This window comes from Dyella flagellata (assembly GCF_030160275.1).
GTDB lineage: Bacteria > Pseudomonadota > Gammaproteobacteria > Xanthomonadales > Rhodanobacteraceae > Dyella_B > Dyella_B flagellata.
Map to the genome: position 1 here is coordinate 267214 of NZ_BSOA01000003.1, position 14640 is coordinate 281853.

Sequence of the window (14640 nt, forward strand, 5' to 3'; positions counted from 1 at the left end):
TACGCAATGCCGGCTACTTCTGCGGTTCCGCAGCGGCAGCTTCGAAGCGTTCGATCACGTCTTCGGCCTCGATCAAGTCCATGACGCCGGGCTTCTCGATCTTGCTTCCCCACGGAATTTCGCTGGCCGGCTTGCCGAAGTATTTGCGCGAGGCGGCATCGTATCTGTCGACGCACCAGCGTCGATCGGAATAAGGGCCGGAGCGGGCCGGATTGCTGGCGGCATGCAGGCCTAGCACTTTCAACCCCACGCTGTTGGCCATATGCATGGGGCCGGAGTCGGGTGTCAGCAGCAGCTGCGCCCGGCAGAACATGGCCATCAGCTTCTTGAGTGTGTCCTTGCCGGTGAGGTCGAGCGGAGGCTGCCGGCAGCGCGCAAGGATGGCGTCGGCCATGTTGCGTTCCATCGCGGAAGGGCCGCCGATCAGCACCGTGCGCCAGCCGCGGGCATGGGCGTGATTCATGACGGTGGCGTAACGGTCGGGGCGCCAGTTGCGCAAGGCATGGCTGGAGGTGGGGCTTACCAGCAGCACCGGCTGGTCGTCGGGCCATTGCTGTGCAGCCCATGCGTGGGCTTCTTCGGAAATCGGAATATCCCAGCACACCTCGGCCTGTTTCAGGCCCAGCGGTTCGCAAAAGCTGCCAATGGCCTGCAGCACGTGCTCGCCACTGCGCGCCGGGATGCGTTCGTTGATCACCAGGCCATGCAGATCCTTGGAGCGGGCGTGGTCGTAGCCGATGCGGCGTTCGGCCTTGAGTCCCAGGCTCAGCAAATTGGAACGTAAGGCTACTTGCATCTGCAGCAATGCATCGAAGCGCCGCCCTTTCAGAGTGGCGTGTACCTCGCGCATGCCGGCCCAGCCGGCGCCCTTGTCGAAGGTGACGAAGTCCACGCCGGGCAGATCGCCGACCAGCTTGCGCTCCAGCTTGCCGACGATCCAGGTCAGCTCGGCCTGTGGCCAGGCGCGCTGCAGGGTGCGGACCAGGGGCACCACATGGGTGACGTCGCCGATGGCCGAAGTGCGCAGCAGGCAGATGGAAGCGGGAGCGGACATGTAGAATCGCCAGGATTGACTTAAAACAGGGCCGCCGCAGCACCGATGCACGAGCAACTGCGCCAAGACGCCAAGGGTGCGATTCTGTTCGACGCCACGGTATCGCCACAAGTCGATAGCCCATGGTTCGATGCCGACCATTGGCATCGGCAGGGGGCGCTCAGCACGCAAGCCGGCGGTCGCGGTGGCGTGGCGGTCATCCAGACCCCGGCCGGCGAGTGCGTGCTGCGGCATTACCGCCGCGGCGGCATGGTGGCACGGCTGATGGGTGATCGGTACTTGTGGACCGGTGAGGATCGTACGCGCAGCTTTCTGGAATTTCGGCTGCTCCAGGCCATGACCCGGCTGCAATTGCCGGTTCCGCAAGTGGTGGCTGCGCGCTATCAGCGCAGCGGGCTTTATTATCGGGCAGACCTGATCATGCAGCGTCTTGCCAATACGCACACGCTGGCGCAGAGCCTGGCCCAGGGCCAGTTGGATGCCGAACTCGCTCAAGCGGTGGGTTCCATGGTGGCGCGATTTCATCGCGCGGGCGTGTGGCATGCCGATCTCAACGCGCACAATGTACTGATCGCCCCAGCAGGACTCTATCTGGTGGATTTCGACCGAGGCGCCATGCGTGTGCCGGAGCAGGGCTGGCGCCTGGCGAACCTGCAGCGCCTGCGCAGGTCCCTGTTCAAGCTTGGGGCGGCAGCACAGGGCGAGGCGGTGTTCGATCAGGCTATCTGGAGACCCCTCATGGACGGTTACCAACGGATCCTGAGCACATGAGCTGGCATCTCAATTTTCTCGGCACCGGCGCCGCGCACGCCGTGGAGCTGGGTTCCTCGTCCGCGGTGCTGGAACGGGACGGCAAGCCGGTGTTGCTGATCGACTGCGGCCCCGACACGCTCGACCGTTATTTCGCCGCATATGGCGAGCTGCCGCGCAACCTCTACATCACGCATACGCATATGGATCACGTAGGGGGGCTGGAACGCCTGTTTACGCGCGTGTGGTTTGATGAATCCCTGCGCGGAAGGCCGCGCGTATTCGCTCACGCAGGGCTGGTGCCGTGGTTGCAGACGCGGGTGGCGGACTATCCCGGGGTACTGGCCGAGGGCGGGGTGAATTATTGGGAAGCGTTCCGGCTGGTGCCATGTTCGCGTGGCTTTTGGCTGGAAGGCTGCTGGTTCGACGTGTTTTCCACGCGGCATCATCGTCCAGGCACTTCGTTCGGCTTAGGCCTGCAAGGCAGCTTCGCGTTCACCGGCGACACCCGCCCGATTCCCGAAGTGCTGGCGCACTACGCAGGTGGGCAGGAGCTGATCGCGCACGATTGCGGCCTGGTAGGTAACCCTTCGCATACCGGTATCGACGACGTCGAGCGCGAATACGACGAGGGTTTGCGGGCGCGGTTGGTGCTTTATCACTACGGCAGCAAGGCGGATGGGGATGCGTTGACTGCGCGTGGGTATCGTGTCGCCAGGGCTGGGGACCGAGTGGAATTGATGAATCCCCTGCCTCCGGGGCACGACGCAGGGTAGGTAGGCTGGGATGATAATCCCAGCATTTCCGGCGGCGTCCCGATGCTGGGATTGCCATCCCAGCCTACGCGCTCTTGTCTGCAATCGGGCCAGCCGCTATGCTTCCGCTTCTTTGTTGGCGTCCAACCAGCAAGATGGTTTTTGCGTGCGGAGAGGTGTCCGAGTGGTTGAAGGAGCACGCCTGGAAAGTGTGTATACGGCTTATCCCCGTATCGCGGGTTCGAATCCCGCCCTCTCCGCCAGTTCTAGTTGAAATTGGCAAGTTAGCAGCCAGTTTCAGGGCTTCGATGCCCACCCTATGGTGGCCCCGTCGGTCCCCCCGCGACGATAGTTCGCAAACCCCGCCAGGTCCGGAAGGAAGCAACGGTAGCGAATGATTCGGGTGCCGGGGTGTGGCTGGCGGGGCCGCCGCCTTTAAGGATGCTCTGATCTATTCCGCGTGCCCGGCATGACGTCCAGAAGGCCCGCAGGGTGTGTCGCGCGACACAGGGCAGATAAGGCCGTCTGTTCAAGCCGCGGGGCGCAGCCTGCGGGCCTTCTGGACGTCACCCCGTCATTAAAATTCAAAAGGTTGGGGCCGCACTGTATGCGCGCCTCGCAGCGACCCAGCGTCTAGACAGACAGCCATGCCTTCCTCGCTCCTCAAACCAGGCACGTCCCTGTGCCTTCCCCGCGTGCGCCACTGGGTCGCTGCGAGGCGCGCATACAGTGCGGTGACGGGTACGTGGAATAGATCAGAGCATCCTTAGGGGCTTCTGACTATGGCCCGGTCTGTCCGCTTCGCATGACTTGCCAGCCCGGACTTGGCACAATCGCTCTTTAGGCCCTAACAGCGTTAACGCATGTCCTATCAGGTACTCGCGCGCAAATGGCGCCCCCGCAAGTTCGCCGAACTCGTCGGTCAGGAGCATGTCGTACGCGCGCTGACCAATGCGCTGGATAGCGGGCGTATGCATCACGCCTATCTGTTCACCGGCACACGTGGTGTAGGCAAGACCACCATCGCGCGCATCTTCGCCAAGTCGCTGAACTGCGAGCGGGGCGAATCGGCCGATCCCTGCGGCGAATGCGCCGTGTGCACGGCAGTCGATGCCGGACGCTTTGTGGACTTGCTGGAAATCGACGCCGCCAGCAACACTGGCGTGGACGACGTGCGTGAAGTGATCGAGAACGCGCAGTACGCGCCGGCGCGTGGGCGCTTCAAGGTCTACCTGGTGGACGAGGTGCACATGCTCTCCAAGCCCGCCTTCAACGCGTTGTTGAAGACGCTGGAAGAGCCTCCTCCGCACGTGAAGTTCCTGCTGGCCACCACCGATCCGCAGAAGCTGCCGGTGACCGTCTTGTCGCGCTGCCTGCGCTTCAACCTCAAGCGTTTGTTGCCCGATCAGATTGCCGGGCAGATGCGGCACATCCTTGGCGCCGAGCACATCGATTTCGACGACCAGGCCATCGCGGAGCTGTCGCGGGCGGCTGATGGTTCAATGCGTGACGGCTTGTCTCTGCTGGACCAGGCGATCGCGTACGGCGGCGGTGCGTTGAAGGCCGCTGAAGTACGCGCGATGCTCGGCAGCGTTGAACGTGGACAAGTGCTTGGCTTACTTGGTGCCTTGGCGACAGGCGATGGGCAGGCACTGATGGCCGAATGCGCGCGCATCGCCTCGTTCTCGCCGGATTTCGGCAGCGTGCTGGACGATCTGGCCGCCGCCCTGCATCGCATCCAGCTGCTGCAACTGGTACCCGGCTACCGGCTCGATCAGAACGATGGCGACGACCCGGTCCTGGCGGATCTGGCCGAGCGCATGACGCCCGAAGACGTGCAGCTCTACTACCAGATCGCCACCGCCGGACGTCGCGACCTGGCGCTTGCGCCCGACACACGCACCGGTTTCGAGATGGCCCTGCTGCGCATGCTGGCGTTTCGTCCCGGGGATGGCGCCACACCGGTAGCGGCCTCCGGTGGACAGCGTCCGACTGCGCCCTCGCACCCGTCCGCTGCGCCGTCAGCGCCTGCTGCAGCCCCTGCGCAAGGCGCACGCCCCGTGACGCCTCCGCATTCGACATCGGCATCGCCGGCACGTGAAAATACCGCTGCTGCGGCACCTCCTGCGGCGCCGGTGCAGCGTATCGCCAACCCTGGCGGTCTGCCCGATTGGGAGGCGCTGATCCAGCGCGCCGACCTGCGCGGCCCGATCGGCCAGCTGGCGCAGAACTCGGCGCTGCGCGGCAGGGAAGGGCAAACCCTTGTGTTGGCGCTGCAACCCACACATATGCATCTGGCGGTGGAACCGATCATTGGCCAGATTGCCGACCGGCTCAGCGAAGTGATGGGTGAGCCGATCCGCTTGCGCTTCGTCGAGGACAGCCAAGGTGCGGCACATACGCCGGCAGCGCGTGCTGCCGAAGCACGCAGTGTGGCGCAGTCGGCCGCCGAGGCATCGATCGAGGGCGATCCGCTGGTGCAGGCGCTCAAGCGCGAGTTCGGTGCGCGCGTGGTGCCGCAATCCATCAAACCTATTGAATCCTAGAGCTTTGGAGTAGACGTCATGAGAGGACAACTTGGCCAGCTGATGCAGCAGGCGCAGCGCATGCAGGAAGACATGAAGCGCGCGCAGGAAGAAATCGCCAAGCTCGAAGTTACCGGCAGTTCCGGCGGTGGCCTGGTCAGCGTCGTGATGAGCGGTGCGCACGAGGTGCGTCGCGTACAGATCGATCGCAAGCTGTTCGCCGACGATCCGGAAATGGCCGAAGACCTGGTGGCTGCCGCGATCAACGATGCGGTAAACAAAGTAGCCGAGGCCAGCAAGAACAAACTGGGCGGCATTACGGCCGGCATGAATCTGCCGGCCGGGTTCAAGATGCCGTTCTAACGAGGCGCTCCCTCTTTCCGGATGGAAGAGGGAGTAAAACGCATGAGTTCATCCCCCCTTCTCAGCGAACTTATCGAGGCCTTGCGCTGCCTTCCCGGTGTCGGCGGCAAGAGCGCGCAGCGCATGGCGTTCCATTTGCTGGAACGCGAACGCGAGCGTGGGCTGAAACTGGCCCATGTGCTGCGGGAGGCGATGCAGAAAATCGGTCACTGCACGCGCTGCCGCAATTTCAGCGAAACGCCGGTATGTGCCATTTGCGCGAGCAGCAGCCGCGACCGGCAGGTGTTGTGCGTGGTCGAATCGCCGACCGATCTTGCCGCGATCGAGCAGGCCACTGGCTTCCGCGGGCAGTACTTCGTGCTGATGGGGCGCCTGTCTCCGCTGGATGGCCTGGGGCCGGAAGAACTTGGCCTGGGATTGTTGAGCGAGCGCCTGGCCGAAGGTGAAGTGGAAGAACTGATCCTGGCCACCAATCCCACGGTGGAGGGCGAGGCTACCGCGCATTACCTGGCGCAGCTTGCACACGCCGCCGGCATCCGCCCGACGCGCCTCGCGCACGGGGTGCCGCTGGGTGGTGAACTGGAATATGTGGATCGTGGCACGCTGGCGCATGCCTTTGGCAGCCGGCAATCCGTCGACTAAGGAGAAATGCACATGGGTGACACCATCTTCGGCAAGATCGTCCGGCGCGAGATTCCGGCCGACATCGTCTACGAGAACGACGACGTGCTCGCGTTCAAGGATCTCAACCCACAAGCGCCGGTGCACGTGCTGTTCGTTCCCAAGCGCGCCTTGGCCACGTTGAACGAAGCGACGCTGGCCGATGCCGAGCTGCTTGGCAAGCTTATGCTTGCCGCCGCCGACTATGCGAAAGCCCAAGGCTTCGGCAAGGACGGCTATCGCGTGGTGGTCAACTGCAACGAACATGGCGGGCAGACGGTATTCCACCTGCATTTGCATCTGCTGGCAGGTCGTCGCATGCATTGGCCGCCGGGCTGATTCGCAATCGTTCGCGGCAAAAAAAACGCCGGCATGAGCCGGCGTTTTTGCGAGAGCTTTCAAGGCGATCAGCGATGGCGTACCACGATCACCGGCGGCGGAGCATACCAGCCACCCCAACCTCCCCAGTAAGGTCCCCAATACGGGCCCGGCCCCCAGTAGGGACCCCAGAACGGGTCGTACCAGCCAGGGCCGTACGGGTAACCCACCACCACCGGGCGCTTCGGCCACAGATACACCACACTGGCTTCGACGCGCGGATAGGCGTAATCGTAATCGCCGACCTTGCGGCTGACGGTGCCCTGGACAGCGCCGGTCACGGTGATTTCCCGGCCTGGCTTGAAGACTTCAGGATCGTAGAAGCCGGCGCGGCATGCCACGAAGCGGCCCTGGTTGTTGCTGTTGTTGTCGCCGCCGATCGGACGCGCTTCATTGTCGAGCGGATGGCTCAACACATAGAAGCAGGTTCCGTTCTGGCCGGGCTCGGTGCTGATGATGTCTCCACCCCAGCGCACTTGCGTGCCGTTGGCGGTGGTGCCTTGCTGGACGCTTGCCGTGGTGATGGGGGCGAAGTTGCCCTGCAGCGGCTGCGGCACCGTGGCGCACGCGGCCAGCAGGGTGGAAAGCGCTGCGAGGCTGAGAATTCGGTACAGGGGAGACATGGTGTGTTTCTCCATCTTGGTCGGATGCATGCTACATCTAAAGCTCCATGCTTAGACCATGCGACGCGGGTGGAAATTCCGTATGGCTAATCTGAAGGAGCGCAGGGATTCAGTGGAAGGTTCAACAGTGGCGTAGCGCAGTTCGATATAGCACCTCATCAAATGGTCCAGTTCCGCACGTTGTCGGGGCAGTGACCGGGCTGCGCGGCGAAGGAAGTGCTGCGGCCCTTCGCTGCGCCGGCGTACGACTCCTGCGTGTGCCAATTTGCGTTCCAGTGAACGCAACGCGGCAAGCGCGGGGTCGCCTTCCGGTCGACGCCACAACGCCCACGCCAAGCCAGCTGCGGCGAACACCGCCATTGCGATCACCAGCAACCTGGTCAGCATGCCGACGTCCGCCTCGCGAATGCCGAACGGCGTCAGCAGCCCGCGCTGGCGTAGTGCGTCGAAACCAATAACGCTTTGGTTCCACCATCGGTTGACGATGTCCCAATGGTTACGTGCCGATTCCAGCAGTCCTGACTGGTACCAGGGGAGCTGGCTGCCGGCCGCACTTGCCGCACCCTGCGCGATGCGCTGCGGGCGTACCGCCGCGGTGGGGTCCACGCGTACCCAGCCGCGCCCCGCCAGCCACACTTCGCTCCAGGCATGCGCATCGGCATTGCGCACCAGCAGGTACTGGCCCATCTGGTTCCAGAAGCCGCCCTGGAAGCCGGTGACCACCCGCGCGGGAATGCCCGCGGCGCGCATCAGCACGGTGAAGGCGGAAGCGTAGTGTTCGCAAAAACCCTGGTGTGTGTTGAACAGAAAATCGTCTACGGCGTCGCGGCCCAGCGGGGCCGGCAGCAAGGTGTAGCTGAAGCCGCCGTCATGGAACATGGCCAAGGCGGCCCGGATGATCGCGCCGTTGTCTTGGCCATAGCGTTGGCGCCATTGCTCGGCGAGTGCATGTGTGCGTGGATCGAAACCGTCGGGCAGCTGCAGGGCTCGCAGGCGTGTGACGGGATCCAGCTTTGGCTCGAAGCGGTAGTTCACTGCGGAGCGAAGCTCGTATTCCCGCACTTCGTCGACCGCTTTGTCCGCAAAGATTTCGCCGTCCGTATACGCTTGCGATTGCGGCGGGGCATCGAGCGGCACGTCCAGCGCAGGGAGCACGCGCTGATGGGTGGGTTCCAGGCTGACGCGATAGTCGATCGCGCGATTTGCCTCGACGGGTATCCGCGTGTCGGCCGATTGATCGGACCGGTTCCAATCCCGGCCGTCGTAATCCCACATCACGAACGCACGGAAATAGCGCTGCTCCCGCGGCGGCGGTGGGCCGTCGAAACTCACGCGCATCGCAGGACTGTCATCGACCAGCAGTTGGTTGAAATCACCGGGCGACATGCGGTCGCTGAGCCCGGTTGTCCCTGAGGATGGACCGTTGGTACCCCATAGCGGCGTGCTCAAGCGCGGCACCAGCACGAATGCGGTAAGCGCCAAAGGCAGCGATGCAGCCAGAAGCCCAAGCGCAGGCAGCAACTGGCGCGGCAGGCTGGGCGAAGCTTGCGTGGGTTCGAGCGAACGCCAAGTGGTCAGCGCAGGCAGCAGGCCGAGTGCGACCACGAACGTCGCCATCATGCCTTGGCCGAACAGCAGTGCCGCCATCAGCAGGAAGCAGGCAAAGGCCGCGGCCACCCGCGCATCGCGTGGCGCTTCGGTTTCGGTGAGCTTCAACACCAGCAGGCCCGTGGCGAGCGCCGAGCCTGGTTCGCGTCCGAACACGTTGCCGTAATCGAGCGCGACGCTGCCGACCAGGATCGCCAGCATCGGAATTTTCAGCCATCCCGGCACGCGACCCGGCCGATATCTGCGCTGCCACCAGCGCAAGCCAAGTGCCACCGATAGCGCAGCGCTCAGCCAGACTGGCAGATGTCCCGCGTGCACGGCCAATACAAAGGCTGACGTCAGGCAGAGCAGATCGAAGCTGCGCTCGGAGATCCGCTCATGCACGGGGCGGCTTGTTTTGCGCCACCCGATCATGGCAGCAGCGCCAACGCGCTCATGCAGCGCGCGTAGTGAGACGGTCCGTCGCCGATGCCGATCACCTCATTGGGCAGCCACAGACTCCATTGCCGCCCTTGCGCCAAAGCTTCGCCCAGCCAGCGGGCGAGTCGTGCGATGCGCGCTTCGTTGTCCAGGCCGCGCAGGTGGCGCCAGTCGAGCCGCCATTCCTGCCGGGCTTCGGGTTGTTCGTAATCTTTCACCAGCAGGTTTTGGTGCCGTGCGCTCGCCTTCCAGGCTACGTGGCGCATGGAGTCGCCGGCGCGGTAATCGCGCAGCGAAGCCAGGTCTTCGCCGATATGCAGGCGCTGCCTGCGGTTGTCTTCAAGTGGCAGGGTCGGGCCGGGGCCGCCGATTTCCGGTCGCGGCCAGACCAGCACCGCGTAATGGGGGTTCACCCAACTCCACGCGCGAAACAGCCCCATCGGCCAGGTCGTCCAGATGCGCAGGCGTGGCACCGCCAGCCATCCGCGATGCTCGGTCGGAAGCCTGGCGGTGACGTCGGTACGGCCATTCACGTCGAAGACTTGGGTGAACTCGGCGATATCGAGCCGCAATGCCTGGCGCAGATGCCTGGCTTCGAAATCGAAGGTGACGTCGATCGGTTCTCCAGCCGTGGCGTGGCCACCACGCACACCGCGTATGCGCAAGCCGTTCAAGCTGCGAAACGCCACCAGCATGCTGATCGACGTGGCTGCGCCGAGCACACAGGTGAGCAGCAGTGCCGCGTTATTGGAGTAGTTGAGGCTGCCGACCAGCATCACTAGCAGCAACATGGTAAACGCCGCTCCGAAGCCGGTGGGCACGATATAGATGCGCCGCCGGTGCAGTTCGATCGGCAGTTCTTCCTGGCGGCGATGCCGGGTCAGGGCCGGCAGGCGCCGTTCGGCCCATTGCTGCAGGCGCTGCCATTGCGCTTGCATGGACGCGGCCCTCAGTCGACAGCGACTTCGTTCAACAACGTGCGCGCCAGGGCATCGCCACTGGCGCCGCGTGAGGCGACCAGGCGATGCGCGGCAAGCGGTACGAACAGTGCCTGCAGATCTTCCGGCAGCACGTGACCACGGTTGCTGAGCATGGCCCATGCGCGTGCCGAGGCCAGCAACGACAGGCCGGCTCGCGGCGAGAGCCCGACCCGGATGTCCGGATGACGGCGGCTCGCCGCCAGCAAGGCTTGCAGATAATCCAGCAACGCTGGACTGGCGGTGATGGCTTTTGCTTGTCGAAACAAGGCGGCAAGACTGGCGGCATCCAGCTGTGGCGTGAGCTGGGTCAGCAAGTCGCGTCGATCGCTGCCGGTGAGCAGTTCGCGTTCGGCGCTGGCGTCGGGATAGTCGAGCGAGATGCGCAACATGAAGCGATCGAGCTGCGAATCAGGCAATGGGAAGGTGCCGGCGAGGTCCAGCGGATTCTGCGTGGCTACCACGAAGAACGGATCGGGCAGGGTATGCGTCTGGCCATCTACGGTGACCTGCCGCTCAGCCATCGCTTCCAGCAAGGCGCTCTGGGTTTTTGGCGTGGCGCGGTTGATTTCGTCGGCCAGCAGCAAGCCGGCAAAGATCGGTCCGGGATGGAAGCGGAACTGGCCCGTCTCGCGCTCATACATGCTGACCCCGATAATGTCCGACGGCAGCAGATCGCTGGTGAACTGCACGCGCTGGAACTCCAGCGCAAAGCTTGCCGCCAGCGCATGCGCCAAGGTGGTCTTGCCGACGCCGGGTACGTCTTCCAGCAACAGATGGCCGCCGGCGATCAGACAGGTGAATGCCAGTTTGACCTGGCGCGCCTTGCCGAGCAGCACTTTGTTGACCTGGGCGATGGCGGCGTAAAGGCGCTTTTGCAGGTTTTCATCACGAAGCGGGGTGATCGCTGACATGGGTTTGCGCAAACCGGGGACAAATGGGGTGGGCGACGCCAGTGTAGTCGCCGGCATCGCGCGCTGGCGAGCGGCTTTCGTCACAGTGTTTGTTGGCCTGACCCTGTTGAAGCTGCTGCTGGTCTCGACCCTCCAGCCGTTCGGCGATGAAGCGTTCTACTGGCAGGAAAGCCGTCACCCAGCCTGGGGCTACAGCGACCTGCCGCCGCTGACGGCCTGGCTGATTCGCCTGGGCGAAAGCGTGGCGGGGCATGGACTTTGGGGCATGCGCTGGCCGTTCCTGTTGTTGGGAAGCGCACTGCCTTGGCTGCTCGTGGGGTTTGGCCGCCGCGCATTCGATGCGCGTACCGGTTGGCAGGCAGGCCTGTTGTGCTTGTGTTTGCCGCTGGCCGGCAGTTTGGGGGTGATGTCGATGCCCGACGTGCCGCTCACCGTGGCTGGTACGGCAGCCATGTTCGCGCTGCTGCGCGCGATGGACCGCGACCATCTGGCTGATTGGTTGCTGCTCGGTGTCGCACTCGCGTTCTGCTGGATGAGCCACTATCGCGCTGCAATGTATATGCTGGCCGGCTTGCTGCTCTGTCTGCTGACACCGCGGGGGCGTGCGCAATGGCGGCGGCCGGGCTTTTGGCTGGCCATGGCCGTGGCGGCGCTGGGGCTGGTGCCCTTGCTGATTTCCAACTGGCAGCAGCACGGCGCGGGCATCAGCTTTCAGCTGATCGAACGCAACCCGTGGCGCTTTCATGCCGATGCACTGGTGCAGCCGTTGGAACAGGCGGTGACTTGTACGCCGCTGTTGTATGTGTGTCTGCTGTGGGCTGCCTGGCAGTGCTGGCGCCGGCGTGCTGAAGGCGGGCCGTGGGATCTCATTGCACTGATGTCGCTTAGCTTCATCGTGGTCTATTTTGTGGCGGGGTTGTTTGCCGACAACGAACGCTTTCGGGTGCATTGGCCGCTGCCGGGCTATTTGCCTTTGCTCGCCGCTTTGCCAGTTTTGCTGCCTAGGACAGCCGGCGCTGGCTGGTGGCGCATAACGACGGCGTGCGGGGCCGGGTTGGCATTGTTGGCGCAGGTGGCAGGGCTGGTTTATCTGGCAATGGCCGCGTATCCGGCTACGGCGCAGTCGCTGGGCGGGGCGCGTATCGTGCCGACCGCCTTCGTCGGGTGGCAGGAAAGCGCCGATATCGCAAAAACACAACTTGCCACCCAGCCGGCGCTGCTGGTGGCGGACAACTTCATGATGGCCGCGGAACTCGACTTCCAGTTCGACGGCAAGCGCGAGATCTACACGCTAGACAACCCCCTCAACGTGAAATACGGGCGCGCGCCGCAGGTGGCGATATGGGGACTGGATGAGGCCGCCTTGCGCCACAGGCATCCTGGCGCACCGGTTTTATTGGTAGTTGACGAGTTTGCCGCACGCGGAAGCGAGCGTGCGGCATGGCTGGGGTCGCTATGCGCGCGAATCGACAAGCTGCAGGCGGTGCAGCGCTTTAGTCTGTTCGAGGGGCGCAAGAGCATCGCGTTTTATCGTGGGCAGGTGGCGCCTGCCGTGCGGGAAAGCCGTGTGGAGGATTGCGTCGCCTGGCGCGATTACATCAATACCTTGGACTTGTAGGTGCGTAGGCTGGGATGACAATCCCAGCGTCGCGATGTGTGGACATGGCAATGCTGGGATTGTCATCCCAGCCTACGTATTACGGCAGGCTGAGTCCTGCCTCGCGTAGCAAGCTCGCCAGCGCAATCAACGGCAAGCCGATCAGTGCAGTGGGGTCCTCGTTTTCGATGCGCTCGAACAGGCTGATGCCGAGACCTTCGCACTTGAAACTGCCGGCGCAATCCAATGGCTGCTCGTGCGCAATATAGCGGCTGATTTCTTCCGGCCCGAGCTGACGGAAATGCACGCGTGTGAGATCCAGATGGGTGCGGCGTTGCCCGCTGGCGGTATCGAACACACACACGGCAGTGTGAAAGCAGACTGCCCGGCCCGAGCAGACACGCAACTGCTCGTGGGCTCGTTCCATGCTGCCGGGCTTTTCCAGCAGCCAGCCGTCGAGTTCGGCGACCTGGTCCGAACCGATCACCAGCGCGTTGGCCAGGCCTGCGCCTGCGTCGATAGCCTTGGTCGTGGCCAGCCGCATGGCGCGAGCGGCTGGCGTCTCGCCGACCAGTTCGGTTTCGACGGTGCCGGGCGCGCACTGCTCGAAGTCCAGGCCGAGCCGCCCCAGCAGTTCAGCGCGGTAACGAGAGGTGGAGCCGAGCACCAGCCGTCGCTGGGAACTCACAAGTTTGAATCCTGGCGAATATGCTCGCGCATGGCCGTGTCCAGCTCGTCCTGCGCCTCGCCCAGGGCCTGTAGCAAGGGCTGCAGCCGGTCGCGGGTCTGGTCCATGGAGCGGGCGGCGGCGTCCAGCTCTTGCTGGCTGGCGGTGGGTGCGTGGTCGCGGATCCAGATGCGCTGCTGCAGCAGGGCGCGCAAGCCGGCATCCACGGCCTGGGATGCCTCCTGCTCGCCGGCTGCCGGCAGGTCCGGATTGATCGACATGACGGCATGGGCCTGCTTGAGCTTGGCGCGGCAGGACTTGAGGTCGGCCTCGACCCGGTCGGCCAGCTCCAGCAGGCGGCGCAGGCTGGCATTGCGGCGGCTCAGCCGGCGCAACACCAGGGCGCCGGCGATCGCGATGGCCAGCAGAACCAGCAGGGTGGCCAGGCCGAGCGTGAGGGGAGTGTCCAAGGAGAAGTCGGCAGGGGCTTAAGATGGGCCCCAGTCTGCCGCAGACGCCCGGCTCAGGCAAAGCCAGCCGGCCGGGTGATGTGAGCTGCAGCGCGGTTGACTTAACCTCCCGGGAAACTTACTATTTCCCGGTTATGTCCGCGACACTGCCAGAGTCCGTGGACGCTTGGCGCATGGTTTCCGCGCGGCGTTCGTTCCAGGGGTCACTGCCCATCGCCGCAATGCCTCGCCTCTGCGAGGCACTGGCGGATGACGCAGGTTTGGCCCAGTACCAGCTCGACTTCGGTCGGGACGAGTTCGGCACCGCCTACGTCGAAGTTCGCGTCCAGGCGCCCTTGTGGCTGGTCTGCCAGCGCACGCTCGAACCGTTCGTCATGCCTGTGACGGTGGATAGCCGTTTGGGCCTGATCCGTTCCGAGCGCGAGGAAGCCGCGCTTCTAGCCGGGTTCGAGCCCCTGCTGGTCGCCGAGGATGACAAGCTGAACCCGATCGATGTGATCGAGGACGAACTGTTGTTGGCGTTGCCGCTGGTGCCGGTCAATCCGGACAGCGCGATGCCCGAAGAAGTCACACGCCCACCGGCGGAAGCGATTCCTGCCGAGGAGCGTCCCGATAACCCGTTCGCGGTATTGCGCGAACTCAAGAAGAAATGATTTAGCTGGAGAAACCATCATGGCCGTTCAAAAGAGCCGCAAGACCCCGTCCACCCGCGGCATGCGTCGCTCGCACGACAAGCTCAGCACCGTGCAGCTGGCCACCGATCCGACCAGCGGCGAAGTGCATCGTCGTCACCATGTGACGGCCGATGGCTACTACCGCGGCAAGAAGGTGATCGACACCAACGTTGCGGTGACGGACGAAGACTGAGCCATCCAAACC

The 14640-nt window shown here is 64.1% G+C and carries 16 protein-coding genes, 1 tRNA gene and 1 other RNA gene; 11 read left to right on the forward strand and 7 right to left on the reverse strand.

All coding sequences use genetic code 11. The features are described 5' to 3' along the window. Positions 1-13: 13 nt before the first annotated feature. Positions 14-1054: a glycosyltransferase family 9 protein gene (locus QQJ96_RS02755; RefSeq protein WP_284330411.1), complete on the reverse strand. Its 1041-nt coding sequence runs from the start codon at positions 1052-1054 to the stop codon at positions 14-16. Between the two features lie 45 nt (positions 1055-1099). Here QQJ96_RS02755 and QQJ96_RS02760 point away from each other — a divergent pair, with 45 nt between their 5' ends. From QQJ96_RS02760 to QQJ96_RS02795, 8 genes are all read left to right on the forward strand, one after another. Then, a complete protein-coding gene (locus QQJ96_RS02760) occupies positions 1100-1825 on the forward strand; it encodes a 3-deoxy-D-manno-octulosonic acid kinase (protein ID WP_284330412.1) in 726 nt (241 codons plus the stop codon). Continuing rightward, a complete protein-coding gene (locus QQJ96_RS02765; RefSeq protein ID WP_284330413.1) occupies positions 1822-2580 on the forward strand; it encodes an MBL fold metallo-hydrolase in 759 nt (252 codons plus the stop codon). The genes QQJ96_RS02760 and QQJ96_RS02765 overlap by 4 nt, the downstream gene beginning before the upstream one ends. A gap of 149 nt (positions 2581-2729) precedes the next feature. Then, positions 2730-2822, forward strand: a tRNA-Ser gene (locus tag QQJ96_RS02770). A gap of 66 nt (positions 2823-2888) precedes the next feature. Further along, positions 2889-2985, forward strand: an RNA gene (gene ffs / locus QQJ96_RS02775) — signal recognition particle sRNA small type. A gap of 437 nt (positions 2986-3422) precedes the next feature. Further along, entirely contained in the window at positions 3423-5105 is a 1683-nt protein-coding gene (gene dnaX, locus QQJ96_RS02780) for a DNA polymerase III subunit gamma/tau (RefSeq protein WP_284330414.1), read from the forward strand. Between the two features lie 18 nt (positions 5106-5123). Next, positions 5124-5447, forward strand: a complete 324-nt coding sequence (locus QQJ96_RS02785) for a YbaB/EbfC family nucleoid-associated protein (protein ID WP_284330415.1) — start codon at positions 5124-5126, stop codon at positions 5445-5447. Between the two features lie 42 nt (positions 5448-5489). Then, positions 5490-6089, forward strand: a complete 600-nt coding sequence (recR, locus tag QQJ96_RS02790) for a recombination mediator RecR (protein ID WP_284330416.1) — start codon at positions 5490-5492, stop codon at positions 6087-6089. Positions 6090-6101: 12 nt separating this feature from the next. Further along, positions 6102-6446: a histidine triad nucleotide-binding protein gene (locus QQJ96_RS02795; RefSeq protein ID WP_284330417.1), complete on the forward strand. Its 345-nt coding sequence runs from the start codon at positions 6102-6104 to the stop codon at positions 6444-6446. A gap of 68 nt (positions 6447-6514) precedes the next feature. Here the strand turns inward: QQJ96_RS02795 and QQJ96_RS02800 are convergent, their stop codons facing one another. Genes QQJ96_RS02800 through QQJ96_RS02815 form a run of 4 tightly spaced genes read right to left on the reverse strand, consistent with a single transcriptional unit; the run spans position 6515 to position 11027 of the window. After that, entirely contained in the window at positions 6515-7108 is a 594-nt protein-coding gene (locus QQJ96_RS02800; protein WP_284330418.1) for a Slp family lipoprotein, read from the reverse strand. Between the two features lie 51 nt (positions 7109-7159). Next, positions 7160-9130, reverse strand: coding sequence for a transglutaminase TgpA family protein (locus QQJ96_RS02805; protein WP_284330419.1), 1971 nt, complete (start codon positions 9128-9130; stop codon positions 7160-7162). Then, positions 9127-10074 carry a DUF58 domain-containing protein gene (locus QQJ96_RS02810; protein WP_284330420.1) on the reverse strand — a complete coding sequence of 316 codons (948 nt, stop codon included), beginning with the start codon at positions 10072-10074 and terminating at the stop codon, positions 9127-9129. Before QQJ96_RS02810 ends, QQJ96_RS02805 begins: the two co-directional genes overlap by 4 nt. 11 nt (positions 10075-10085) lie before the next feature. Next, positions 10086-11027 carry an AAA family ATPase gene (locus QQJ96_RS02815; RefSeq protein WP_284330421.1) on the reverse strand — a complete coding sequence of 314 codons (942 nt, stop codon included), beginning with the start codon at positions 11025-11027 and terminating at the stop codon, positions 10086-10088. Between QQJ96_RS02815 and QQJ96_RS02820 the strand changes: the two genes are divergently transcribed. Beyond that, positions 11026-12645 (forward strand): ArnT family glycosyltransferase, encoded by a 1620-nt coding sequence (locus QQJ96_RS02820; RefSeq protein ID WP_284330422.1) that lies wholly within the window; start codon positions 11026-11028, stop codon positions 12643-12645. The genes QQJ96_RS02815 and QQJ96_RS02820 overlap by 2 nt on opposite strands. A gap of 79 nt (positions 12646-12724) precedes the next feature. Here QQJ96_RS02820 and QQJ96_RS02825 read toward each other — a convergent pair whose 3' ends face one another. After that, on the reverse strand, positions 12725-13312 hold the full coding sequence (locus QQJ96_RS02825) for a Maf family protein (RefSeq protein WP_284330423.1): 588 nt from the start codon (positions 13310-13312) through the stop codon (positions 12725-12727). Then, on the reverse strand, positions 13309-13761 hold the full coding sequence (locus QQJ96_RS02830) for a hypothetical protein (RefSeq protein WP_284330424.1): 453 nt from the start codon (positions 13759-13761) through the stop codon (positions 13309-13311). The genes QQJ96_RS02825 and QQJ96_RS02830 overlap by 4 nt, the downstream gene beginning before the upstream one ends. A gap of 134 nt (positions 13762-13895) precedes the next feature. On the opposite strand from QQJ96_RS02830, the gene QQJ96_RS02835 reads away from it, so the two are divergent. Then, entirely contained in the window at positions 13896-14414 is a 519-nt protein-coding gene (locus tag QQJ96_RS02835) for a YceD family protein (protein ID WP_404649507.1), read from the forward strand. A gap of 19 nt (positions 14415-14433) precedes the next feature. Next, positions 14434-14628 (forward strand): 50S ribosomal protein L32, encoded by a 195-nt coding sequence (gene rpmF / locus QQJ96_RS02840; protein ID WP_284330425.1) that lies wholly within the window; start codon positions 14434-14436, stop codon positions 14626-14628. The last annotated feature ends 12 nt before the right edge of the window (positions 14629-14640 follow it).